Source organism: Mesorhizobium sp. B2-8-9 (assembly GCF_006439475.1).
Lineage (GTDB): Bacteria > Pseudomonadota > Alphaproteobacteria > Rhizobiales > Rhizobiaceae > Mesorhizobium.
Genome location: NZ_VFTQ01000003.1, coordinates 336633 through 360216, shown reverse-complemented (window position 1 = coordinate 360216; position 23584 = coordinate 336633). Strand labels below are relative to the sequence as shown.

The 23584-nt window shown below is 63.3% G+C and carries 25 protein-coding genes and 1 pseudogene; 12 read left to right on the top strand and 14 right to left on the bottom strand.

All coding sequences use genetic code 11. The features are described 5' to 3' along the window. Nucleotide 1: 1 nt before the first annotated feature. The 3 genes and pseudogenes from FJ423_RS34065 to FJ423_RS33480 all read right to left on the bottom strand — a co-directional run bounded on the left by FJ423_RS34065 (nucleotide 2) and on the right by FJ423_RS33480 (nucleotide 1154). A complete protein-coding gene (locus FJ423_RS34065; RefSeq protein WP_246680097.1) occupies nucleotides 2–253 on the bottom strand; it encodes a hypothetical protein in 252 nt (83 codons plus the stop codon). A 70-nt stretch (nucleotides 254–323) separates the two neighbouring features. Then, nucleotides 324–914, bottom strand: a pseudogene (locus tag FJ423_RS34060) (NAD(P)-dependent oxidoreductase); the annotation flags it as partial. 93 nt (nucleotides 915–1007) lie between these two features. After that, the gene (locus FJ423_RS33480) at nucleotides 1008–1154 is read right to left on the bottom strand and encodes a hypothetical protein (RefSeq protein WP_181174728.1); all 147 of its coding nucleotides are present in this window, start codon (nucleotides 1152–1154) and stop codon (nucleotides 1008–1010) included. On the opposite strand from FJ423_RS33480, the gene FJ423_RS06055 reads away from it, so the two are divergent. The 6 genes from FJ423_RS06055 (at nucleotide 1153) to FJ423_RS06030 (ending at nucleotide 5829) form a co-directional block, all read left to right on the top strand. Continuing rightward, on the top strand, nucleotides 1153–1728 hold the full coding sequence (locus tag FJ423_RS06055; RefSeq protein ID WP_140840061.1) for a DUF4893 domain-containing protein: 576 nt from the start codon (nucleotides 1153–1155) through the stop codon (nucleotides 1726–1728). The two genes, FJ423_RS33480 and FJ423_RS06055, sit on opposite strands and share 2 nt — an antisense overlap. A 94-nt stretch (nucleotides 1729–1822) precedes the next feature. Then, the gene (locus FJ423_RS06050; protein WP_140840060.1) at nucleotides 1823–2605 is read left to right on the top strand and encodes a formyl transferase; all 783 of its coding nucleotides are present in this window, start codon (nucleotides 1823–1825) and stop codon (nucleotides 2603–2605) included. A 134-nt stretch (nucleotides 2606–2739) separates the two neighbouring features. Beyond that, nucleotides 2740–3042 carry a virulence factor gene (locus FJ423_RS06045; RefSeq protein ID WP_041003951.1) on the top strand — a complete coding sequence of 101 codons (303 nt, stop codon included), beginning with the start codon at nucleotides 2740–2742 and terminating at the stop codon, nucleotides 3040–3042. After that, on the top strand, nucleotides 3035–3625 hold the full coding sequence (locus tag FJ423_RS06040) for a methylenetetrahydrofolate reductase C-terminal domain-containing protein (protein WP_140840058.1): 591 nt from the start codon (nucleotides 3035–3037) through the stop codon (nucleotides 3623–3625). The genes FJ423_RS06045 and FJ423_RS06040 overlap by 8 nt, the downstream gene beginning before the upstream one ends. Continuing rightward, entirely contained in the window at nucleotides 3622–4713 is a 1092-nt protein-coding gene (locus FJ423_RS06035) for a methylenetetrahydrofolate reductase (protein ID WP_140840055.1), read from the top strand. Before FJ423_RS06040 ends, FJ423_RS06035 begins: the two co-directional genes overlap by 4 nt. A gap of 141 nt (nucleotides 4714–4854) precedes the next feature. Continuing rightward, entirely contained in the window at nucleotides 4855–5829 is a 975-nt protein-coding gene (locus FJ423_RS06030) for a methyltetrahydrofolate cobalamin methyltransferase (protein ID WP_095764928.1), read from the top strand. 79 nt (nucleotides 5830–5908) lie between these two features. Here the strand turns inward: FJ423_RS06030 and FJ423_RS06025 are convergent, their stop codons facing one another. Next, entirely contained in the window at nucleotides 5909–6151 is a 243-nt protein-coding gene (locus FJ423_RS06025) for a hypothetical protein (protein ID WP_224626007.1), read from the bottom strand. Between the two features lie 89 nt (nucleotides 6152–6240). On the opposite strand from FJ423_RS06025, the gene FJ423_RS06020 reads away from it, so the two are divergent. Continuing rightward, nucleotides 6241–8310, top strand: coding sequence for an ASKHA domain-containing protein (locus FJ423_RS06020; protein ID WP_140840053.1), 2070 nt, complete (start codon nucleotides 6241–6243; stop codon nucleotides 8308–8310). Nucleotides 8311–8319: 9 nt separating this feature from the next. Here FJ423_RS06020 and FJ423_RS06015 read toward each other — a convergent pair whose 3' ends face one another. Then, nucleotides 8320–9342 (bottom strand): acyltransferase, encoded by a 1023-nt coding sequence (locus FJ423_RS06015; protein WP_224626011.1) that lies wholly within the window; start codon nucleotides 9340–9342, stop codon nucleotides 8320–8322. Between the two features lie 65 nt (nucleotides 9343–9407). Between FJ423_RS06015 and FJ423_RS34055 the strand changes: the two genes are divergently transcribed. Next, nucleotides 9408–9866 (top strand): hypothetical protein, encoded by a 459-nt coding sequence (locus tag FJ423_RS34055; RefSeq protein ID WP_246680093.1) that lies wholly within the window; start codon nucleotides 9408–9410, stop codon nucleotides 9864–9866. 308 nt (nucleotides 9867–10174) lie between these two features. Further along, nucleotides 10175–11137, top strand: coding sequence for an alpha/beta hydrolase (locus FJ423_RS06005; protein WP_140840050.1), 963 nt, complete (start codon nucleotides 10175–10177; stop codon nucleotides 11135–11137). Nucleotide 11138: 1 nt separating this feature from the next. On the opposite strand, the gene FJ423_RS06000 is transcribed toward FJ423_RS06005, so the two are convergent. After that, entirely contained in the window at nucleotides 11139–12038 is a 900-nt protein-coding gene (locus tag FJ423_RS06000; protein ID WP_095764924.1) for a LysR substrate-binding domain-containing protein, read from the bottom strand. Nucleotides 12039–12259: 221 nt separating this feature from the next. On the opposite strand from FJ423_RS06000, the gene FJ423_RS05995 reads away from it, so the two are divergent. The 3 genes from FJ423_RS05995 to FJ423_RS05985 all read left to right on the top strand — a co-directional run bounded on the left by FJ423_RS05995 (nucleotide 12260) and on the right by FJ423_RS05985 (nucleotide 14169). Next, nucleotides 12260–12445 (top strand): hypothetical protein, encoded by a 186-nt coding sequence (locus FJ423_RS05995; RefSeq protein WP_140840048.1) that lies wholly within the window; start codon nucleotides 12260–12262, stop codon nucleotides 12443–12445. Nucleotides 12446–12788: 343 nt separating this feature from the next. Further along, a complete protein-coding gene (locus tag FJ423_RS34580; protein ID WP_140749884.1) occupies nucleotides 12789–12923 on the top strand; it encodes a hypothetical protein in 135 nt (44 codons plus the stop codon). A 307-nt stretch (nucleotides 12924–13230) separates the two neighbouring features. Further along, nucleotides 13231–14169 (top strand): GlxA family transcriptional regulator, encoded by a 939-nt coding sequence (locus FJ423_RS05985; RefSeq protein ID WP_263482302.1) that lies wholly within the window; start codon nucleotides 13231–13233, stop codon nucleotides 14167–14169. Nucleotides 14170–14189: 20 nt separating this feature from the next. On the opposite strand, the gene FJ423_RS05980 is transcribed toward FJ423_RS05985, so the two are convergent. The 8 genes from FJ423_RS05980 to FJ423_RS05945 all read right to left on the bottom strand — a co-directional run bounded on the left by FJ423_RS05980 (nucleotide 14190) and on the right by FJ423_RS05945 (nucleotide 23582). After that, complete coding sequence (locus FJ423_RS05980) at nucleotides 14190–14981, bottom strand: ABC transporter ATP-binding protein (protein WP_140840046.1); 792 nt, start codon at nucleotides 14979–14981, stop codon at nucleotides 14190–14192. Next, a complete protein-coding gene (locus FJ423_RS05975; protein WP_176476899.1) occupies nucleotides 14978–15754 on the bottom strand; it encodes an ABC transporter permease in 777 nt (258 codons plus the stop codon). The genes FJ423_RS05980 and FJ423_RS05975 overlap by 4 nt, the downstream gene beginning before the upstream one ends. Before the next feature lie 61 nt (nucleotides 15755–15815). Then, nucleotides 15816–16766, bottom strand: coding sequence for an ABC transporter substrate-binding protein (locus FJ423_RS05970; RefSeq protein ID WP_140840044.1), 951 nt, complete (start codon nucleotides 16764–16766; stop codon nucleotides 15816–15818). A 133-nt stretch (nucleotides 16767–16899) separates the two neighbouring features. Next, on the bottom strand, nucleotides 16900–17742 hold the full coding sequence (locus FJ423_RS05965) for a DUF1194 domain-containing protein (RefSeq protein WP_140840042.1): 843 nt from the start codon (nucleotides 17740–17742) through the stop codon (nucleotides 16900–16902). Nucleotides 17743–17818: 76 nt separating this feature from the next. Next, entirely contained in the window at nucleotides 17819–18760 is a 942-nt protein-coding gene (locus FJ423_RS05960) for a phosphoribosylaminoimidazolesuccinocarboxamide synthase (protein ID WP_140840040.1), read from the bottom strand. A 130-nt stretch (nucleotides 18761–18890) separates the two neighbouring features. Further along, nucleotides 18891–21452, bottom strand: coding sequence for an FAD-dependent oxidoreductase (locus tag FJ423_RS05955; protein ID WP_140840038.1), 2562 nt, complete (start codon nucleotides 21450–21452; stop codon nucleotides 18891–18893). 142 nt (nucleotides 21453–21594) lie between these two features. Next, nucleotides 21595–22353, bottom strand: a complete 759-nt coding sequence (locus FJ423_RS05950) for an FkbM family methyltransferase (RefSeq protein ID WP_140840036.1) — start codon at nucleotides 22351–22353, stop codon at nucleotides 21595–21597. Beyond that, a complete protein-coding gene (locus FJ423_RS05945) occupies nucleotides 22350–23582 on the bottom strand; it encodes a hypothetical protein (protein WP_140840034.1) in 1233 nt (410 codons plus the stop codon). Before FJ423_RS05945 ends, FJ423_RS05950 begins: the two co-directional genes overlap by 4 nt. Nucleotides 23583–23584: the final 2 nt, after the last annotated feature.

Below are 23584 nucleotides of genomic sequence, written 5' to 3'. Positions count from 1 at the left end.
GTCACGCCTCTTCCAGCGCTGCAAGCACATCGGCGAAGCTGGTCCTGCAGACGAAGCCCAGCCGCTCCCTCGCCCGCGACGGATCGTAGACGCGGTCGATCGAGGTAAACATCGTCCAGCCCTTCCTCGCATAGAGCCTCGAATAATCCGGGAAATAGCGCGCAACGACGGAGGGCGCGTCGGCGATCAGCTCGGCGCAATCCTGCGGCCGGAACGGCGTCGGGCCCGAGATGATGAAGATGTCGAAGGCCAAGGCTCGGCGCCTTCTCCAGGGCCGCCACATGGGCTTCCGCCGCATCCTCCACCGTCAGTCGCCGGAACAGCAACTCGTTGGCCTTGGTGTTGGCATCGGACTGCTCAATGGCATGCGCCATGTCGTCCGCCTCGGGAAAGAAGCGTGCCGTGCGCAGCACCACCACCGGCAGTCCATGCTCGATATGGTAGAGGCCACAGAGATGCTCGGCCGTGAGTTTCGTCACGCCATAGATGTTGCGCGGCTCAGGCGACATCTCTTCCGTCAGCCAGGCGGCCTTGCGCGCGCCGCCCTGGAAGCCGGCGCGGATCGCCTGCGAGATCATGAGCGACGTCGTTGAGGTGAAGACGAAGCGCTGCACGCCGCAGGCCACGGCAGCATCGAGCAGATTGAGCGTGCCTTGCACATTCGTGGCGATAAAGGCCGTGTTCTCATGATGCTCGATATTCGGCTTGTGCAGCGCCCCACTGTGAATAATGGCCTCGATGCTGTTCTCGCGGACGGTCTTCAGGACAAGATCGCGATCCGCGATCGAGCCGACGACCTGCGTGCGCGCCGAGGCAACCGGATCGAGACCGACCACCTCATGGTCGAGCGCTTCGAGCCTTGGCTGAAGCGCGCTGCCCAACCAGCCGGACGATCCCGTGAGCAAGATTCGCATCGATCAACCGCCATTTTCTAGAGCATGATGCCGAAAAGTGTGGAGCGGTTTTCGGACGACATCATGCTCTATCTCTTTGATTTGGAGCCGGATTCAGATTTCAGGTCGACCCGACCTGAAATCATCCGGCTCTGGCTCACGCTGTAAAGCACGGATGACAGGTGAGCGCGAACCGGTAAGTTGTGCGCCAGCGATAGAAAGAACTTCGTTCCAGTCATTGATTTGAGGAAACACGTTCATGATGCCTCGCCTGTTCCTTGCCGCCCTCGGTCTCGTAGCCCTCACTTTGCCGTCCCTTGCCGACGGCGAGGTGCAGAAGCTGATAACGGCTGCCGACAAGGCGCGATTGGACAAATATGGCGATACGCGCAAGGCGGCTCTCGAGGAGGCAAAAGCCGGCAATTCGTCCGAGGTCAAGCAGTTGAACGAACTGCTCGCCAGACCTCTCGTCGCCTTCTCCGACAAGGATCTCACCGGCAATTGGAAGTGCCGCACCATCAAGGCGGGCGGCCTGAGCCCACTCATCATCTATGGCTGGTTCAAGTGCAAGGTGACCGACGACGGCTCCGGTTGGCGCCTCGCCAAGATCAGCGGTTCGCAGCGCACCGCCGGCCGCTTCTTCGACGACGGCGAGAAACGCGCCATCTATCTCGGCTCGTTCTCGGTCAATGATGACAAGGCCAAGCCCTATGGCAGCGGTCCCGAAAGCGACCAGGTCGGCTACGCTTTCCGCAACGGCGCCACCGAGTGGCGGATCGAATTCCCGGCGCCCTATTACGAATCGAAACTCGACATCATGGAATTCAAGCGCTGAGCCCGTCCTTTGCTGCCTCGTTGAAACGGCGCCGGCACACCAAGGATTAACCTGCTCCGCCTAGCATGCGCGCGATTTCAAGCGGGTGGGTGCCGTGGCAGCGTCGGACTCGAATACGCGACCGGTCGTGGTCGTCACCGAAGGTGGCCCGCATATCTGGGCCATCGTCAATGCGATTGCCGACCGCGTCGGTCCCGTCAGCGTCATCCTCGAATCCGCCGAATCCAAAAAGCGCCTGCTCATCCGCCGTGCGCGACGTCAGGGCTGGATCTCGGCCATAGGCCAGCTCGGCACGATGGTGCTGACCAGGCTCGGCAAGCGGTTCCTCGCCGGTCATGCCGAGAGGCTGATCGCCGAGGAGAAGCTCGACACTGAACCGCGGCAAGGTCAGGTGATCATCCATGTGCCATCCGCCAACGGGCCCGAATGCCTCGAGGCGGTCGCCAGGATCAATCCGGGCGTGGTGCTGCTTGCCGGCTGCAGGCTGTTGTCGAAGGAAACGCTGGCAAGAATGCCTTGCCCGGTGCTCAACTACCATGCCGGCATCGCGCCGAAATATCGCGGCATGAATGGCGGCTACTGGGCGCTGGCCTTCGGCGATCAAGGGAATTTCGGCACCACCGTTCACTTGGTCGATGCCGGCGTCGACACCGGCGGCGTGCTGAAGCAGGCGCGCGGCAGGCCCAAGACCGGCGATACGATCGCCAGCTACGCGCTGCGGCAGGCAGCCTTTTCGCGCGATATCTGCGTCGAGGCGGTCGGCAATGCACTGGCCGGCAGACTGGAAACGATCGATACGGGCCTGCCATCGAAGCAATGGTATCACCCGACGATCTGGTTCTATCTCTGGACCGGCCTGACCAAGCGCGTCTGGTGATCAGTCGCAACGGATTTCAGCATTCGCTTTGCGCCATCGCCAGCGTCGCTTTTGAAGGCGCGCGCGTCGTCCCATAACAAGCGGCTCAACCACGCATGCGGCAATGCTCCATGACTTCGAGGAGTTGAGAATTCATGGCCGATCTGATCGTCGTCTACTGGCGCGACATCCCAGCCCAGGTCATCGTCAAGAAGGGCCGGCAGAACGCCAAGCGCGAATTGCCGCTGCGCTTCACTGAGGCGATAGACATGTGCGCCATGCGCACCGGCGCCGGCGGCACCGACGACTATCTGGCGGAATGGCGCAAGGCCGACCCGGTTCCGGTCGGCGACGACATCGAGGCCGAGGTTGAGAAAGCCTATCAGGAACTCGACGCGAAATATGACCGAGAGCGGCTGGTCGCTCTGGTCAAGGCTGGCGGGAAAGAAAATGTCTGAGCAACAGCCGGCGGTCACCCAGGCCACCTTGGTCAAGAAGGCCGCGCCGAAATCCGATTACAAGCCTGCCGACGTGTCGCCGCAGCGCCGCGTCCAGCGCACTTTTGCCGTGCGGCTTTGGTCGGTCCGGCACTCGCGCTTGCTCGAATGGTTCTACAGCCGGTTCGCCGACGTCTTCCTGCTCTTGCACCCTCTTTGGAAAGGCATCGGCTACGGCCGCGTCGAAGCCCCGGTGAAATTCGTCGAGAAGCGGATCAAGGGCTTCATGTTCGACTGCCGCATGTGCGGCCAATGCGTGCTCTCCTCCACCGGCATGTCGTGCCCGATGAACTGCCCCAAGCAGCTGCGCAACGGTCCTTGCGGCGGCGTGCGCGCCAATGGCAATTGCGAGGTCGAGCCGGACATGCCCTGCGTCTGGGTCAAGGCCTGGGAAGGCTCGCGCAACATGGTCCACGGCGACAAGATCCTCACCGTGCAGAAGCCGGTCGATCAGTCGCTGCGCGAAACCTCGGCTTGGCTCCGCGTGACCGCGCAGGCCGCCGCCGCGCGCGAAGCGGCCAAGAATCCCGGAGCTTCGGCATGACCATCCGCCAGATCGACGAGAATCCGGCCGGCATCCACCTGCCGCTCGAGCCCCTGCCCGGCCACACGTCACGCGGCCGGCTGGAGCGCGTGCTGCGCCGCGGCGAGTTTGCTGTAACGACCGAGCTCAATCCGCCCGACAGCGCGGATCCGGAAGATGTCTACAACCGCGCCAAGATCTTCGACGGCTGGGTCGACGCCATCAATGCGGTCGACGCCTCGGGCGCCAACTGCCACATGTCCTCGGTCGGCATCTGCGCGCTGCTCACTCGCATGGGCTATGCGCCGATCATGCAGATCGCCTGCCGCGACAAGAATCGCATCGCCATCCAGGGCGACGTGCTGGGCGGCGCCGCGATGGGCGTCGCCAATATGCTGTGCCTCACCGGCGACGGCGTGCAGGCCGGCGATCAGCCCGGCGCCAAGCCGGTGTTCGACCTCGATTCCATGTCGCTGCTCGAAACCATCCGCATCATGCGCGACAATGGCAAGTTCCTGTCCGGCCGCAAGCTGACGACGCCACCGCAGGTCTTCCTCGGTTGCGCGGTCAATCCCTTCGCACCGCCCTACGACTTCCGCCCGATCCATCTCGGCAAGAAGATCGCCGCCGGCGCCCAGTTCGCGCAGACCCAGTATTGCTTCGACGTGCCGATGTTCAAAGCTTTCATGCAGAAGGCGCGCGACCTCGGCCACACCGAAAAGCTCTTCCTGCTCTGCGGCGTCGGCCCGCTCGCCTCCGCCAAGACCGCGAAATGGATCCGCTCCAACGTGCCGGGCATCCACATCCCCGACGCGGTTATCAAGCGGCTGGAGGGCGCGCAGGATCAGAAGAAGGAAGGCAAGCAGCTCTGCATCGACATCATCAACGAGGTGAAGGAAATCCCGGGCGTTGCCGGCATCCATGTGATGGCCTATCGCCAGGAAGAATATGTCGCCGAGATCGTCGATGAATCCGGCGTGCTGAAAGGCCGCCAACCTTGGAAGCGGGAGATCCGCCGCGACGACCAGCTGGTCGCCGACCGGCTCGACCACCTGCTGCATGACGAGATAACCGAAACCCAGGTGGATATGGTGAAGACCGCGCATTGATGTATGTCGCCCCAAAGTGGGAACCGGTTTGGGCAACGACACACATGAACCTAGAGCCTAAGAGCGCGGACGGCACGCATTCACTTGAACCAAATCAGATAACGATATAAAGAAGTCTTTATATCCCGACGGAGAGATCGCATGACCCGCACCATCGTCGCCTCGGCGACCCGAGAAATCGTCATCGGCTTCGATCAGCCCTTCTGCGTGATCGGCGAGCGCATCAACCCGACCGGCCGCAAGAAGCTGGCCGCCGAGATGGTGGCCGGCAACTTCGAGACCGTCATCAAGGATGCGCTGGAGCAGGCCGCCTGCGGCGCCACTATGCTCGACGTCAATGCCGGCGTCACCGCCGTCGACCCCAATGCGACCGAGCCGGCGCTTCTGGTGCAGACGCTGGAGATCGTGCAGGGCCTGGTCGACCTGCCGCTGTCGATCGATAGCTCGGTCAGCGCCGCGATCGAAGCCGCGCTGAAGGTCGCCAAGGGCCGCCCTCTGGTCAACTCCGTCACCGGCGAGGAAGAAAAGCTCGAGGCAATCCTGCCGCTGGTCAAGAAATACAACGTTCCGGTCGTCGCCATCTCCAACGACGAGACTGGCATCTCGATGGACCCGGACGTCCGCTTCGCCGTCGCCAAGAAGATCGTCGAGCGCTGCGCCGATTTCGGCATCCCGGCGCATGACGTCGTCGTCGACCCGCTGGTGATGCCGATCGGCGCGCTGGGCGATGCCGGCCGCCAGGTGTTCGCGCTGCTGCGCCGGTTGCGCGAAGAGCTCAAGGTCAACACCACTTGCGGCCTCTCCAACATCTCCTTCGGGCTGCCGCACCGCCACGGCATCAACGCCGCTTTCATCCCGATGGTGATCGGCGCCGGCATGACCTCGGCAATCATGAACCCGGTCCGTCCGCAGGAGATGGAAGCCGTGCGCGGCGCCAATGTGCTGAACGGCACCGACGAGAACTGCACCAACTGGATCCGCACCTACAAGGATTATAAGCCGGCCGAAGGCGGCCAAGCGGTTGCGGCTCCGACCGCCGTCAATGCGCCGGGCGAAGGTAACGGCAATGGCGGCCGGCGCCGCGGCGGCCGCGAAGCCCGCATGGCCAGAGGATAAGCGCGCAATCGTGAGCCGCACCGCAAACAAGGCTGGTCCGATCGCATCGTGGATGCGGCCGGACAGCTCTGCTTTGCGTTCAGGCCACGCCCAATATGGCGTCGAACAACGCCATTCCCGCCCACGATCCGAAAATGCCTGTCACGCCGCCGACGATGAAATCATCGTCATAGGCGGGCCAGAACGCGTGCAGCAGCAGCGCACCGACGATCGCGCCGAGGATCCCGGTGGCGAGATATTGCGGATTGCGCAGCCACGAGCCCTTGATCACGCGCACCATGGTGAACGCGGTGAAGATGGCGGAGAGCAACAGATCCGACATGGTTGGCCCCTGGACCAACGGACTCTCCGCCCAATAGTAAAACGATCCGTTAAACGGCATCGGCGATTGCCATCGAGACACGTGCCAGCATGAATCCTCCCCCCAACATCACCGATCCGCTCGTGCTGTTCATGCCGTCCGGCAAGCGCGGCCGCTTTCCGGTTGGCACGCCGGTGCTCGATGCCGCGCGCCAGCTCGGCGTCTATGTTGAAAGCGTTTGCGGCGGCCGCGCCACCTGCGGCCGCTGCCAGATTGAAGTGCAGGAAGGCAACTTCGCCAAGCACAAGATCGTCTCGTCCAATGACCACATCTCGCCCAAGGGCGCCAAGGAAGAGCGCTACGAACGCGTGCGCGGCCTGCCCGAGCGGCGCCGCCTCTCCTGCTCGACGCAGATCCTCGGCGACCTCGTCATCGACGTGCCGCAGGACACGGTCATCAACGCCCAGACCATCCGCAAGGACGCAGATACCAGGGTGATCGCCCGCGATACGGCGATCCGCATGTGCTATGTCGAGATCGAAGAACCCGACATGCACAAGCCCCTCGGCGACCTCGACCGATTGAAGATCGCCCTGATGAAGGACTGGGGTTTCAAGAACCTCGAATTCGACTTCTATCTCATGCCGCAGGTGCAGGGCATTCTGCGCAAGGGCAACTGGACCGCCACCGCCGCCATCCACAAGGACGCCGACAGCGACATCGCGCGCGTCATCGCGCTGTGGCCCGGCCTGAAGAACGAGGCATACGGCCTTGCCTGCGACATCGGCTCGACCACCATTGCCATGCATCTGGTGTCGCTGCTGTCGGGTCGCGTCGCCGCCTCTTCCGGCACGTCCAATCCGCAGATCCGCTTCGGCGAGGATCTGATGAGCCGCGTCTCCTACGTGATGATGAACCCGGACGGCCGCGAAGGCATGACGGTCGCCGTGCGCGAGGCGGTTTCCGGCCTCGTCGACAAGGTCTGCGCCGAAGGCAACGTCCAGCGCAACGATATCCTGGATTCCGTCTTTGTCGGCAATCCGATCATGCATCATCTGTTCCTCGGCATCGATCCGACCGAACTCGGCGGCGCGCCCTTCGCGCTTGCCGTCTCCGGCGCCGTGCGCATCAAGGCCTCCGACATCGGCCTGAAGCTCAACCAGGGCGCGCGCCTGTACATGCTGCCCTGCATTGCCGGCCATGTCGGCGCCGATGCCGCCGCCGTAACTCTTTCGGAGGGGCCGCATCGCCAAGACGAGATGATGCTGATCGTCGATGTCGGCACCAACGCCGAGATCGTGCTCGGCAACTCCACGCGCGTCGTGGCGGCCTCCTCCCCGACCGGCCCGGCCTTCGAAGGCGCGGAGATCTCCGGCGGTCAGCGCGCGGCGCCTGGTGCCATCGAGCGCGTTCGCATCGACCCCGAAACGCTGGAACCGAAATATCGGGTCATCGGCTCGGAACTGTGGTCCGATCAGCCTGGCTTCACCGACAGCGTGCAGGCCACCGGCGTCACCGGCATCTGCGGCTCCGGCATCATCGAAGTGGTGGCGGAGATGTATCTCGCCGGCATCATCTCGGAAGACGGCGTCGTCGACGGATCGCTCGGCCTGCGCTCGCCGCGCATCGTGCCCAACGGCCGCACCTTCTCCTACGTGCTGAAGGAGGGCGAGCCCAAGATCACCATCACCCAGAACGACGTGCGCGCCATCCAGCTTGCCAAGGCGGCGCTCTATGCCGGCACCAAGCTTCTGATGGAAAAGCAGCACACCGACCATGTCGACCGCATCCATTTCGCCGGTGCCTTCGGCTCCTTCATCGATCCGAAATACGCCATGGTGCTCGGCCTGATCCCGGATTGCGACTTGGACAAGGTCCAGGCCGTCGGTAACGCCGCCGGCGCCGGCGCGCGCATGGCGCTGCTCAATCGCGGTTACCGGCGCGAGATCGAGGAGACGGTGAGCAGGATCGAGAAGATCGAGACGGCGCTTGAGCCGAAATTCCAGGAGCACTTCGTCTACGCCATGGCGCTGCCGAACAAGGTCGACCCCTTCCCGAAACTGGCGGCCGCGGTGAAGCTACCGCCGCGCAAGGCGATGAGCGAGGACGGCACCGCCGGTGACGCTACCCCACGCCGGCGTTCACGCGAGGAGCGTGCTGCACGGCGCGGTCGGGACTAACGTTTCAGTTCATTCCGCTGCCCCTGCGGCCGCGGCATTGACTGCCTTGACGGCGCCCTTGGGACGTTGCGGATGCAGCAGCCTGATCAATGGCTTTTCGACGATCAGATATAGCATCGCCGAGAGCGCCAGCGTGGCGACCAGGATCGTCGCCGGCTGCATCGCTGCCGGCAGGCCGGTCCTCAGGACGACGCCAGTCGTCAGGACGCCGACCACGACATGCCACAAATAAATCGAATAGGACGCATCGCCGAGAAATGTGGGCAAGGCAGCCGGCTTGAACGGCCGCGACCGTTCGGCAAAAACCGCGCCCGCCACGATCAATGCGGCCGGAAGTCCCCAGCGCAAGGCCCGCGGCAAATCGGCATCGAATAGCGGGCCGGCCGCAAGCAGAAGAAATCCCGCGCCAGCCATCGCCAGTCCCACCCCGAGCGGCAGCCTGGCGCCCTGCAACCACAAACGCCCCACGACGACGCCGGCCGCGAATTCGAGCACGACAGGATCGCTGAAGGCGCGTGCGTATCCGGCAGGAAGCACGAAATGCAGCGCGACGATGGCAACAAGGGCGCCCACGAGGACGCCGAACCGCCAGCGTTGCCCGAGAAACAGAACCAGCGCGAAAACGAGATAGAACATCATTTCATAGCAGAGCGTCCAACCTTGTATGACGATGGGATGCAGCGCGTTCTCCTGCAGAACCGGCAGGAAGAACAGCGAACCAGCGAAATTCGGGACGCTGAAGAAATGGCCGTAGAAGAATTGCGGCTTGAGCAGGATGCCGGCCGCGGTCAGCAGCGTGACGATCCAGTAGAGAGGCACGATGCGGGTGATCCGGCGCCCCATGAAGCGCCAAGGATCAGCCGGCCTGCCGGCGGTCGTCACCCACATGATGAAGCCGCTGATGACGAAGAAGACGTCGACGCCGGACGCTCCGACGTTGAACGGACCGCCGAACTGCTCGCTGACGTGAAAGCAAACAACCGCGCAGGCGGCGAGGCCGCGCAGATATTGGACACTATGGATGCTCGTCACGATGCCTTGGCCCGTATCGCATCATGCTGCGATGCACATACCCCACGCCGCATTGCACAATAACAATGCAGCCGTTCGCCTCTGTCAACCGCCGATGGCAGCTATTCGGATCGAAACGGGCGCGCCGGTCTGCTCAATTCATTTGTATGCAAATGTTTCCGAATCCACGCGATCTCGAAACGGAAACGCTGTTTTCGCGAAATCGACCCGATACATGCGTGACGCATTTAGCGGCCATCGCACGGCGGCTGAAGATTGTGGGTGTCGCCCAAAGCGCTTCGCGGCTTTGGGACAAAGACATGCAGCTTCGGCTGCCACGCTCTTCAAGGGAGATGAAAATGTCGATGTTCGGAAATCTCAGCCGTTTCGGTGTCACCATCCGGCAGGCCCATGCCAGAAACAAGGCGATCCGCGCACTCAACGATCTGCCGGCGCATGTCCAGAAGGATATCGGCTGGCCGGCCTCGCCGCCGAGCGACCCGCAGGCAGCCCTTCATGCGCTGCTTCTGGGCACGCCGCGCTGATGACCTTCGCCGATAAATGCAAGCTGCTCGGCAAGCGCCTGGGCCGCGACGCGGCCTCGGCAAACGTCGACAACAGACTGCGCGCGGCGCTGCTGTCGAAGCGGCGCTAGAGCAATTCCAGAACAGTGCGCAGCGGTTAGGCTCGACAATTCGCCGTAGCCTTCCGCCCGAAATCGCGCAAACAAAGAACCGGCACCATCCGATCACGCCGATGTGCCAGCGTGATCCTTGACATTTTTAACTGAGGTACAATCTTCGCAGAACGGGGGAATTCTCTTAGTCGGCTCTGCCGAAGCGCGTGTATCTGCATGCCCAGTTTGAAAAGCCATCTCGTTTCGTTCGTTCTCAGGCACAGCCGCAAGAAGGCGTTTTCCAGTCCAGAGAACCTGCAGCGCTGGATCGCCTACGCCCGCAAGACCGAGGACTATCATCCGCCGGCCTTGCTCAGGGCACGGCTGGACATCACCGAGACCGAGATCGACGGCTTTCCCGTCTATGAGATCGCGCCGAAGGCGGGCGAAAGCCGGCGCATCCTCTACATGCATGGCGGCGCCTATGTCTTTCAGATCACGTCCTACCATTGGGGGCTGATCGCCGAAATGGCCGAGCGTCTCGGTTTCGGCATCACCGTGCCGGTCTACCCCATCGCGCCGGAGCACAATTTCCATGACATGTTCGGCATGGTCGGCAACGTCTACCGGCGCATGCTCGAAGAGACTGAGGCGCAAGACATCGTCTTCATGGGCGATTCCGCCGGCGGCAACATGGCCGTTGTGCTGACCATGATGGCCGCCGAGGAGGGGCTGCCGGCACCGTCGCGCCATGTGCTGATCTCGCCCGGTCTCGACGTTTCGCTTGCAAATCCCGAAGTCTTCGAGGCCGAGCGGCAGGATCCGTGGCTGGGTATTGCGGGTGGGCTGGAAGCGGTGCGGCTCTACAGCGCCGGTTTCGACCGCACCGACTGGCATATCAGCCCGCTCTACGGCAACCTGTCCGTGCTGCCCAAGACGCTGCTCCTGACCGGTTCACGCGACATGCTGACGCCAGATAATCTCATCTTCGCCGAACGCGCGCGTGCTGCCGGTGTCGAGGTCGACCTGGTCTACGAGGAAGGCATGTTCCACGTCTGGCCGCTGATCGAGATGCCCGAGGCGCGCCGCGCTCGCGATTCCATCGTCGATTTCCTCAGCGTTCCGGCGCCAGCCCGAGCCCGCGCTCGACGCAGGACGAAAGCAGCTTTCGCAGCCCGCTCCGCGCCCGCGGCCGAATAGTTCAGAACTTGCCGGTTTCCCGGAACACTTCGAACGTCGCCCGGATATGGTCGGCCACGGCCTTCACCGGCGCGCTCGCATCAGGCGCCACCACCATGGCAAGATTGTAGGTGCCGATCTCGGGCATGCCGTCCTTGGCGCCCAGCGAGACCATGTCGTCGCCGAGGAAGGACTTCGGCAGCGGCGCCACCGCGAGGTCGGCCATGATCGCGGCGCGCTGGCCGGCCGTGTGTGCGCTCATATAGGCGATGCGGTAGTTGCGGCCCTCGCGCCCGAGCGCTTCGAGCGCTCCCGCCCGCCAGGCGCAGCCTTCTTCCCACAGCGACACCGGCAGCGGCTCGCGCAGATGCGCGCAGCCGCCCTTGGCGCCCGCCCACACGATCGGCTCGGTCAAAAGCACCTCAGCGCCGATCGCGCTGGTCTTGTAGGAATTGGTGAGCAGTGTGATGTCGAGCGCGCGGTCGTCCATGCGGCGCCGCAGATTGATGCTCTGGTCGATGGTGACGTCGACGGCGATCGAGGGATGCGACTGGGCAAAACGCTTCAGCACATGCGGCAGCACGCGCTCGCCATAGTCGTCCGGGGAACCGAGCCGCACCACGCCGACAATGTCGGGAATGATGAACTTCGACACCACCTCGCGGTTGATCGACAACAGCCGGCGCGCATAGCCGAGCAGCATCTCGCCATCCGTGGTCAGCGTCACCGAACGCGCGTCGCGCGCGAAGACGGAACGGCCGAGGATGTCCTCGAGTTTCTTGATCTGCATGGAGACGGCCGATGGCGTGCGGAACACCGCATTGGCGGCGGTGGTGAAGCTGCCGGTCTCGGCAATCGCCACGAAGGTGCGCAGCACATCGAGGTCAAGCAGCGGCAAGGGATGATTGAGCGGGGCGTTCATGGCAGTCTGCCTTCAATTTTTCTGATGCAATCGATCATTCCATTTCGTTTGATTGAACATCACTCCAGGCGCATAGTCAACTCGATCGATACAGGATGCTGCCAAAAGCAGCCATGAAACGACCCTGACACAGTCCTGCAATCGACGTGAAATGAAGCTGAAACAGACCTGGTTTAACGCAATGACGGGCGCCCCTCCCTGCCCGCATAGAGGAGAAAGAAATGTCTATCCTGTCTTCCATCGGTCGGCTTGCGACCGAATTCAGCTCGGCCCGCGCCCGCTACCAGACCGAACGCGCCATCCATGCGCTGCCGATCGAACTGCAGAAGGATATCGGCTGGCCGGAAGCCGCCGACGCCAAGACCGGCATGCGCCTCGGCGTCGGAAGCTGGGCCGGAGCGAAGTAATCAAGTGTGTATAGAGTTCTGAAGGCCTGCCGGATCAGCTCGGCAGGCCTTTTTGTTTGGTCTTTTGTTTGCGTTCAAACGACTTTTCCAGCCATGCGGCCGCTGCATGACGCATATGAACAAGTCGCATAGCGGGTTAATTTTCGAATTAAGCCGCTGTAAATTATCGGAAATTTTGAGCACACCGCCTAAAACAGTCGCAAATGATGTCGCTTTTCATAACAAGCGCTTCGCTTTTGCGATTTAGTTTTTGCTGAAGCGAGCCTATATCCACGCCAGCAAACGAGCTGCCCCACTCCATCAAGCGAAGGCGACCCGTCTGAGCAACCGAATGGAGATGATGATGAAGCTTTTTGCCCGCCTGTTCACCCGCCGCGAAATGAACCTGACGACCGCTCTCGAGCGTCAGCGTCTCGCCAAGACCATGCCCGGCCAGACCGGCGCCATGAATGCTGCCCGTCTCGGCTTCGTCGCCTGAGGCAATTGGCATCCAAAGCTGAATTCAACGCCGCCCGGTTGAACCGAGGCGGCGTTTTCATGTGCGTTGACGTTGCATTGCCCGGGCGATGGAGCTTTATGCCCAGCTGAATTGCCCATTTGCGACCCATGTCGCAAATTTAATCTTCACTTAGCCGCCTACCCGATTGACAGGAATGATTTTTCCTGTTGTCGCTATGCTGTTCGCGACATCCTGTTCGCGTCATGGCTGCGTGAGGTTTCCCGTGAATGCCGTAAAGCATCCGATCAAGAGATCGTTTGTATTCTTCCTCATTCCCGATTTCACCATGATCGCCTTTGCGACGGCGCTCGATCCGCTGCGCTCGGCCAACCGGATGCTCGGCTACGAAGCCTATCGCTGGCGGCTGGCCAGCATAGACGGCAAGCCGGTGCGCGCCTCGAACGGCGTCGAATGCGCCGTCAACACCTCGCTCGAGGAAGAGCGCAAGAAGATGGCCGGGCCGGATCGGCCGAACATGGCGATCGTTTGCAGCGGCATCAATGTCGAGCGCTACCACAACAAATCGGCCTTCGCCTGGCTGCGCGAGGAATACAACCGCGGCGTCGCCGTCGGCGGCCTGTGCACCGGCGCCCATATCTTGGCCGCCGCCGGCCTGTTGTCCAACAAGCGTTGCGCCATCCATTGGGAAAACCTGCCGGGCTTTTCCGAGGCATTCCCGAAGGCCAATGTCTTTGCCGACCTCTTCGAGGTCGACCAGAACGTCTATACCTGCGCCGGCGGCACCGCCGCGCTCGACATGATGCTGAAGCTGATCGGCGACGATTTCGACGAAAGCCTCGTCAACCGCGTCTGCGAGCAGGTGTTGACCGACCGCGTGCGCAGCCCGACCGATCGCCAGCGCTTGCCGCTGCGCGCCCGCCTGGGCGTTCAGAACTCGAAGGTGCTCACCATCATCGAGCTGATGGAAGCCAACCTAGCCGAACCGCTGTCGCTGATCGAGATCGCCGACCATGTCGATCTTTCCCGCCGGCAGATCGAGCGCCTGTTCCGCACCGAGATGGGCCGCTCGCCTGCCCGCTACTATCTGGAGATCCGGCTCGACCGCGCCAGGCACCTGCTCATCCAGTCGTCGCTGCCGGTGGTCGAAGTGGCGGTGGCCTGCGGCTTCGTCTCCGCCTCGCATTTCTCCAAATGCTACCGCGAGCTCTACGCGCGCTCGCCGCAGCAGGAGCGCGTCGACCGCAAGCAGTTGCTGGCGGCTTAAGCGGGCAAAGGCGCAGTCGTCTAGGCGGACTGCCCCTGCGCGGTCCGCATTGCCTCGATGCGGATGTCTTCGGTAAGCTGCGCCTTGAGCGCGGAGAATTCCGGGCTGGTCTTCAGCGTGTAATGGCGCGGATGCGGCAGGTCGACCGGGACATCCGACTTGATGCGGCCGGGCCGGGCGCTCATCACGATCACCCGCGACGCCATGAAGATCGCCTCCTCGATGTCGTGGGTGACGAACAGCACCGTCTTCTTGCGCCGCTCCCAGATGCCGAGCAGCAGTTCCTGCATCAGTCCGCGCGTCTGGTTGTCCAGCGCGCCGAACGGTTCGTCGAGCAGCAGGATTTCGGGGTCGTTGGCCAAGGCGCGCGCGATCGCCGTGCGCTGCTGCATGCCGCCCGACAGCTGCTTCGGCCAATGGTTCTCGAAGCCCCTCAGCCCAACGAGATCGACATAGGAAGCGACGATCTCGTTGCGCTCGCGCTCGGGCCTGCCTTGCTCGCGCAGGCCGAAACCGATGTTCTCGGCGACCGTCAGCCAGGGAAACAGCGTGTAGGACTGGAACACCATGCCGCGGTCCGGCCCCGGCCTGGTGACCGCCTTGCCGTCGAGCAGCACGCGGCCGGTGCTCGGCGCTTCCAGTCCGGCGACGATCCTCAGCAGCGTCGACTTCCCGCAGCCGGATGGCCCGAGGATGGTGATGAAATCATTGGCCGAGACAGACAGCTCAACCGGCTGCAGCGCCTGCACCGGCTGGCCGCCCCCGACCCCGGCAAAGGTCCGCGAGACGCGCTCGATCAGAAGCTTGCTCATGCCAGGCTCCACGGATAGAGCCAGCGGTTGAGCGCCTTAAAGGCGAAGTCGGACAGAAGCCCGATCAGCCCGATGACGATGATGCCGAAGATGATCTGTCCCGTCGCCAGCCGCGACTGGCTGTTGATGATCATGTAACCGATACCTGACGACGAGCCGATCAGCTCGGCGACGATGACATAGGTCCAGGCCCAGCCGAGCACCAGCCGCAGCGTTTCGGCGATCTCCGGCGCGTTGGCCGGCATGATGACGCGCTTGACGATGCCATTGTCGGTCGCCCCCAGCGTGTAGGCGGCTTCGACAAGGTCCCGCCTCGTGCCGCCGACCTTGACCGCGATGATCAGGATGATCTGGAACACCGAGCCGACGAAGATAACCAGGAGCTTTTCGAGTTCCCCGATGCCGGCCCATAGGATGAGCAGCGGAATGAAGGCCGACGCCGGCAGGTAGCGCGCAAAGGACACGAACGGTTCGAGGAAGGCTTCGACCGGCTTCCAGGCGCCCATGGCGATGCCGATCGGCACGGCCACGATCGACGCCAGCACGAAGCCGCCGAAGACGCGCCAGATAGTGATCAGGATATCGAGCCAGAACCGGTCTTCGACGAGCAGCCGCCAGCCATCCTTCAGCATCGACAGCGGATCGGCAAGAAAGATCCGGTTCACATGGCCGCCGAGCGTGATCCACGCCCAGAACGCCACGAACAGGACAAAGAAGGCGACGCCGAGCACGGTTCGCGTGCCCGGCGCAACGGGATGCAAGGGGCGCAGCATCAGGAAAAGTCCTTGAGAGGAGGGATCGGCGGCGTCACGCCGCCGATCGGGCGATACGCGATCAGTCGGTGATCGCGCTGGTGTCTGCAAGCGTCGACACATCCGGCGCTTCCTTGATCAGCCCCATCTGCAGCAGCAGCTCTGCCGCGGTCTTGGAAAAGTCCTGAAAATCCTTGGTGAAGAACTGCTTGTTCTCGGCCTTGTCGGCCCATTTCAGGTACTTGGCCGACTCCTCGAACTCCTTGGCTGACTGCTTCACGTCGGCGCCCATGATCTCGTAGGATTTCTGCGGATCCTTCTTGATCATGTCGAGCGCGTCGAAATAGCTGTCGGCGAGCGCCTTGGCGGCATCGGGATTGGCCTTGAGGAAGTCCGGCGTGCAGCCGACCGTATCCATCACCATCGGATAATCGAGCGTGGTCGCCAGGATGTGGCCCTGGTCGGCCTTGTCGCGCACGGCTGAGATGAAGGGCTCGTAGGTGACGGCGGCATCGTTCTGGCCGGCGAGGAAGGCTTGCGCCGCCGCGTCCGGCTCCAGGTTGACGACTGTCACGTCCTTGGTCGACATGCCGTTCTTGTTGAGCACCCAGGCGAGCAGGAAATAGGGCGAGGTTCCAGGCGCGGACGAGGCAACGTTCTTGCCCTTGAGATCGGCGACGGTCTTGATGTCGTTGCGCACGACGATGCCGTCGGCGCCATAGGATTTGTCGAGCTGGAAGATCTGCTTGGTGGTGACGCCGCTGGCGTTCCACACCATCCAGGTCTCGACCGTGGTTGCCGCGCATTGCAGGTCGCCGCTGGCGATGGCCAGCGGACGGCTCGCCTGCGGCACTTTCTTGAGCGTGACGTCGAGCCCGTGCTTTTCGAAAAGCCCGGCCTGCTTGGCCAAGGTCAGCGGCGCGAAGCCGGTCCAGCCGCTGATGCCGATGGTGATCGACGTCGCCGCCATCGCCGGCGCGCTGAGCACCGCGGCCGCCGTCAGCGCCGCCGCGAAGATGGAGGTTCTTTTCATTGTGGTTCCCCTTTTTGTGGTGAGCGCGAATTGTCTCACAGACCCCAAAAGGCTTGTCAATGAAGCGGAAGCCGCACCGGACGATGGTCCAATCCGACGCCCGCCGGCGGACCTTGAGGGGCTTCTCGATTGCTCACGGCGTGCCCCAGCCGCGGTTGCGCCACATCTTCTCGCCTGCCAGGCAATCCGCGGCCGGCCCGTCGTCGGCGAGCACGACCGGCGGATGCGCCGCCTCTTGCGCCGCCCATTGCAGCGAAGCGGGACCGGCAAGCTCGAGCACCAGCTTGCGGCGGATCGCTTCGGGAAACTGCGTCCAGTCATTGACCGGGATCATGAAGGCGCCCGGTCCGCCGATGACGCAGTCGCTGTAATAGCGGTCGAGATTCTCAACGTCGAAGGCGCCGCTGAAACCGCCGCGCGTCATCAGCGGCAGCCCGTTGATGGTGATGCCTTGCCTGACCACCTCGTCGCGCGTGAGGTCGACCGGCGCGCCCTGATTGTTGGGCCCGTCGCCGGAGATGTCGATGACGCGCTTGGTTCCCTGGAATCCGCTCTCGGCGAACAGGTCGCTGCCGAAGCTCAGCGCGCCGGAGATCGAGGTCCGCCGAGCGCTGTCGGGCGGACGGGCATCGAGTTGCGCCACCACCTTCTCGGCATCGGCGCGGTTGGCGATCACCGTCCACGGCACGATGACGCGCTGCCAAGTCGTGCCTGCCCACTCGACATAGGTTACCGCGATCTTGCCGTAGGCGCCGTCGGCGATGGCCTTCAGCACATTGTCATGCGTCAGCGCCGCGGCATAACCATGACGCTGGATCTCAAGCTCGGCCGGTGACATCGAGAGCGAAACATCGACCGCCAGCACCAGCTCGACATCGACGGGCTCGGCGGGAGAAGCTGCCGGTGTCAGCCAGAGCGCCAGCGCCAGCGCGGCACTGCCTGAAAAAATATGCCTTGCACGGGCATAAGCAGACATGGAGCAAGGTTAGGCGAAAATCGCCGCGCGCAAAAGCCGGTAATCCGGGCATCGGATTCCGCCGCCGCGGGACCGCTCAAAAATACCGCGCGAGATTCGAACGGATGCGTTCCAGCACGCTGTCACCGGAAAAGTCGGGCACGAATTTCGCGCCCGTGATCGCCTCGTAGGCCTGGATATAGACCGCCGAGGCCTGGTTGACGATCTCGTCCGGAATTTGCGGGATCGGATCCTTGTAGGGATCGCAGCGCGCCGACACCCACGACCGGATGAAATCCTTGTCGAAACTCTGCGGCCGCCCGCCGCTTTCGAACGCCTCGTCGTAGCTCGCCGCGATCCAGTAGCGGCTGCTGTCGGGCGTGTGGATCTCGTCCGCCAGCACGATGGCGCCGTCCGGCGCGGTGCCGAATTCATATTTGGTGTCGGCCAGGATCAGGCCGCGTCCGGCGGCGCGCTGCTGGCCGCGCGCGAACAGCTGCTGCGCATAACGCAATACGATGTCCCACTGCGCCTGCGTGAGCAGCCCCTGTTCGATGATCTCGGCTTCCGACAGCGGCTCGTCATGGCCGCCGCTGGCGGCCTTGCTGGTCGGGGTGATGATCGCTTGCGGCAGCTTTTCATTGTCGCGCAGCCCATCGGGAAAGGTGTGACCGTAGAAGCTCCGTTCGCCCTTCCTGTATTTGGTCAGGATCGAGGTGCTGGTGGTCCCCGCCAGATAGCCGCGCACCACGATCTCGACCGGCAGCATGTCGAGCCGCCTGCCAACCACGACATTGGGATCGGGATATTCCAGCACGTGATTGGGGCAGATGTCGGCTGTTTCCTCGAACCAGTAGCGCGCCGTCTGGGTGAGGACCTGCCCCTTGAATGGGATCGAGGCCAGGATCGTGTCGAACGCGCTTAGACGATCGGTGGCGATGATGATGCGGCGCCCGTCCGGCAGATCGTAATTTTCGCGCACCTTGCCATTGTAACGGTTGGGCAGTTCGGGAATGAAGGCGTCGGACAGGATGCGCATGGGGCGTGTTGCTTTCGCGGGCTGCTGATGGGCCACATAAGCCGCTGGCCCCCGGCACATCAAGCCAAGCTTGAAGGCCTTCCGAGGAAGGCCAAGCTTTTCCGACCAGTTGCCGCTATTGCGCCGGTTGTCAGCTCCGCGGCTTGAGGTTCTCCGGGTCGTAGAGCGGCTTGTAGCCGACACCGGCCACCTCGACCGGATAGGTCTCGCCGAAATATTCCACGTTGAGCTTGCGGCCTTCCTGACAATAGTCCCAGGGCAGATAGGCGAGCGCGATGTTCTTGCCGATGGTCGGGCCGTAGGCGACCGAAGTGGTGAAGGAGCGGCGGCCGAGCTCGTCGACCAGCGTCTCGCCGGTCGCGGGATCCAGCACCGGCATGGTGCCGACCGGATATCGCGCGACACCCTTGGCGTCTTTGTTGTCGGTCATTACCAGCGTGCACAGCATCGCCGGCTGGTGCTCGCGGGCGCGATACTCCAGATGCTTGGCCTTGCCGCAGAAGTCGTTCTCCTTGACCTTCGGGCGGGCGAGGTCGGCCTCGAGCAGATTGTATTCGGTGAGCAGATCGGCGTTCTGCAGGCGCAGGCTCTTTTCCATGCGGCGCGTGTTGGCATAGGTCTCGACACCGAACGGCATGACGCCGGTGGAGCGCAGCGCGTCCCAGACGGCGAGCCCATCCTCGTAGCGCATATGCAATTCCCAGCCCTGCTCGCCGACATAGGAGATGCGGAAGGCGGTGACGTCCTTGCCGCCGATGCGGATCGGCTTGATTGCCGCGAACGGGAAATTCTCCGGCGTCAGCCCGTTCGGATCCTCGACCACCTTCTGCAGGGTCGTGCGCGCATTCGGTCCCCAGATGCCGATGGTGACGTATTTCTCCGTCACGTCGGTGACGGTGACGTCGAAGCCTTTGTCCTGCGCGGTGCGCTGCATGTAGCGGAAGTCGCGCGGGCCGGCGTCGGCGCCGTCGATCAGCCGGCACCGATCGGCCATGCGGATGACGGTGAAGTCGGCGCGCACCATGCCTTCCTCGTCGAGGAAGTGGGTGTAGATGCCCTTGCCGATATTGCTGTCGCCGCCGATCTTGGCCGCGCACAGCCATTCCAGCAGCGCGACATGGTCGGGCCCTTCGATGTCATACATCGAGAAATGCGACAGGTTGACGATGCCGCAATCCTCGCTCATCGCCAGGTGCTCGGCGTTGGAGACGCGCCAGAAGTGGCGGTTGTCCCACTCGTTCTCGCGCACCGGCACGCGGTTGCCATACTTCTCCAGCAGATGCTCGTTGGCCGCGTAGCCATGGGCGCGCTCCCAGCCGCCCAGTTCCATGAAATAGCCGCCGAGTTCCTTCTCGCGCTCATAGAACGGCGAGCGGCGGATGTTGCGGCCCTTGGAGAAGGGCTCGCGCGGATGCACCGCCGGATTGTAGACCTTCATCGCCGTTTCCGTGCAGCGATCCCAGATGAACTGTTCGCTGGTCTGGTGCGGGTAGAAGCGCGAATAGTCTATCGCGTGATGGTCGATCGAAGTACGGCCGTCGGTCATCCAGTCGGCGATCAGCTTGCCCATGCCCGGGCCGTCCTTGACCCAGATGGCGACGGCATACCACAGCCCCCTCACCTTCTGGCTTTCGCCCATCGACGGACCGCCATCGGTGGTCACCTGCAGCAGGCCGTTGAAGGAATGGCCTTCATTGTAGCCGAGCTCGCCGAGGATCGGCGTCAGCTCCATGGCGCGCTCCAGCGGCGCCATGATCTGCTCCATGTCGAGGTCGCGCTGCGACGGCGAGAGCCGCGCCTGGTCTTTTTCGAGAAGATCGCGCGGATGGCACAGACGCGGATTGGTCTCCTCGTAATAACCCCATTCGATCTGGCCGCCCTCGGCGGTCTTCGGGTCGCCGGTGTCGCGCATATAGGCCGAGTTGCCCTGGTCGCGCAGCAGCGGCCAGCCGATCTCCTTGCCGGTGCCGGCGAACTCGTTGTAGGGGCCGAAGAATGTCAGCGGATGGTCGATCGGCATGACCGGCAGGTCCTCGCCGACCAGCGCCGCGGTGAGCCGGCCCCAGATGCCTGTGCAGACCACGACATAATCGGCCTCGATCGTGCCGCGCTCGGTCACCACGCCCTTGATACGGCCGTTCTCGACAATCAGTTCCTTGGCCGAGGTGTTCGCGAAAGCCTGGAGCTTGCCGGCCGCGACACCTTGGTCGACTAGCTTGCCGGCAACCGTCTGCGAGCGCGGGATGACGAGGCCAGCATCCGGATCCCACAGACCGCCTTGCACCAGATGCTCCTCGATCAGCGGGAATTTTTGCTTGATCTCGGCCGGCTCGATCAGCCGCGCGCGGGTGCCGAAGGATTTTGCCGAGGCGATCTTGCGCTTGATCTCGTCCATGCGGGCGTCGTCGCCGACACGCGCCACTTCGAGGCCGCCGACGCGGGCGTAGTGGCCCATCTTCTCGTAGAAATCGATCGAGTAGAGCGTCGTCCAGCAAGACAGGAAGTCGTGGCTGGTCGTGTAGCAGAAGTCCGAGGCGTGCGCCGTCGAGCCGATATCGGTCGGGATGCCCGACTTGTCGATGCCGACGATATCCTCCCAACCGCGCTCGATCAGGTGGTGGGCGACGGACGCGCCGACGATACCGCCCAGGCCGACGATGACGACCTTCGCCTTTTTCGGAAACTCTGCCATTGCCCGCGACTCCGGAATGATGGACGGGCGCGTTTGCGCGCCTTTCGAATGGCGCACAATATGCAGAGGTCGCGGATTGAGCTACCGCCTGTTTGCGACACGCCGCAGGTACGGCGCGACCCCTCGCGCTGAGATGAATTGGCTAGTCGAAGGCCCAGACGTCCTCGGCCTGGAAGCCGACCTGGTAGCCCGCGGTCTTCAGTTTTACCACGACCTGGCCGATCTCGGCCGCAGGCAGCGCGCCGACCTCGATCTTGATCATGCCCGGACGATAGCGGCCAAGGTCAAGCTGTTCGAACACCATCCAGTCGGCGCCTTCGCAGTCGACCAGGAAAGCGTCAATGTGGGTGATGCCATTGCGGTCGAGCAAAGTCTGCAAGGTTTCGGACGGCACCTCGATATCCTTCAAGTGCGGCGCGAACTTGTTGAAATTGCCGTCGGCCTCGCCCCAGGCGTTCTTGCCCGACATCAGATTGGTGTCGGTGACCGACGAGCAGCCGATGAACTCGATCGGCAGCGTGCCGGCTTCAAGCGCCGCGGCATCGAATGTATGGACCGTGATCGTGCCCTTGGTCCTGGTCACCGCCACCGGCTCTATGACGAAGCGGCTGGCATCCGGGTAATTGGCGCGCAGCCGCTTCTGATTGTACGGGATCGGCTCGACCAGCATCGCGCACGCTCCGGGGATCCGGTGCAGCCAGGGTGTTACGTCGTCGAACAGCGCGCCGTCGCAGGCGCCGACATTGACCATCTGGAACGGCCGGCCGTTGCCGCCGAACCGTGCCTTAAGCGCCGCCTTGGCGAGGAATTTCGTGCCGTGCAGAGAGGGGCCGCGATCGAGCAGGCCGGCCGGAAGGCCGAGCGACAGAAGAACGCGCGCGAGACTGGAAAGCGAGTTCATGACTTGTCTCCGGGAATGACCTGCAGCGCGGCGCGGTGCCTGCCCTGGCTTGCCGATGCCCACAGCGCCATCAGTGGCGCGGCAAGCAGCAGGAAGGGCGGCAGAAGATTGGGGAAGTAGATGCGGCTGTCGTGGATCGGGAAGACGGCGAATTTCGCCAGCACGCCGAGCACAAGCGCCGCCAGCAGGATGCCGGCGCGGCGGTCGAGCCGGAAACCGGCGCGGCTCAAGCCGTACCATCCGGCCAGTGCCAGAACCGACACGCCGACCCAGCTGTTGACGTTGATGGCACGCACCACCGAGGCGGCGAAGGCCTTGAGATAGGCCGTCACCGAGAACGGCGGTTCGAACCCGTCCATGTTGTAATGCTGCTCGATGCTGGAGAACCAAAGATGCGGCCACCAGCCGGGATGCTGGGCCCAATGCGAAATGACGAAATAAGCAATGAAGGAGGCCGCGAAGCCTGCCAGCGCGCCCCATGCCTTCTCACGGAAAGCGACGAGCAGCGCCGCAAAAATGGCGAGGAAGACGATGTTGTCGGGTCTGGCTAGGAAAGCAAGGAACAGCAGGACCGCCGTCGCCGCCTCGCGCCTGCGCACATAGGCGAAGACACCGCCGAGGAATAGTGCCGAGCACAGAAGGTCCGGCGTCGAGGCCCGCGCCGCATCGCCGAAATCGGCCATGATCAGCAAGGCGCCGACGACAGGCGCCAGCGCCAGCGCGTCCTCGGCGCGCAGCCAAGCGAGCGTAATGGCGCCGAACAGAAGCACGGAAACCACCTGCACCAGCCGCATCGCCTCGACCGGCGAGACGACATGGCTGAGGCCGGAAAGAATTTCGGCATAGAGGAACTTGATCCGGTACATGCCGAGCAGCGAATGGAAATCGGCGGCATTCTGCGCCATATGGCTGCGGAAGCCGGCGCCGTCGTCGGTCAGCGCCTTGTAATCGCCGGCCGCCACGCCGGCCTTGACCGTGCCGTAGGCATAGTCATGCAGCGCCTGGGGGTCCGGGTAGGCGCTTTCCTCGGCGATCGCGAGATAGGGCAGCATGTCCCAGTTGGCGTCGGGCATAAGCCAGGCGGTCGCGGCGGTGAGCAGGATATAGAGCGAGAAGGTGATCGCCCCGATCGATGCCGCCCATTTCGCGTAAGCCCCCTCGCCCCACGCCAGGCCGGCGCCGGTCAATCGTTCCAGCGGATTGGTCGGAGCGGACGGCCTGGTCAGCATCC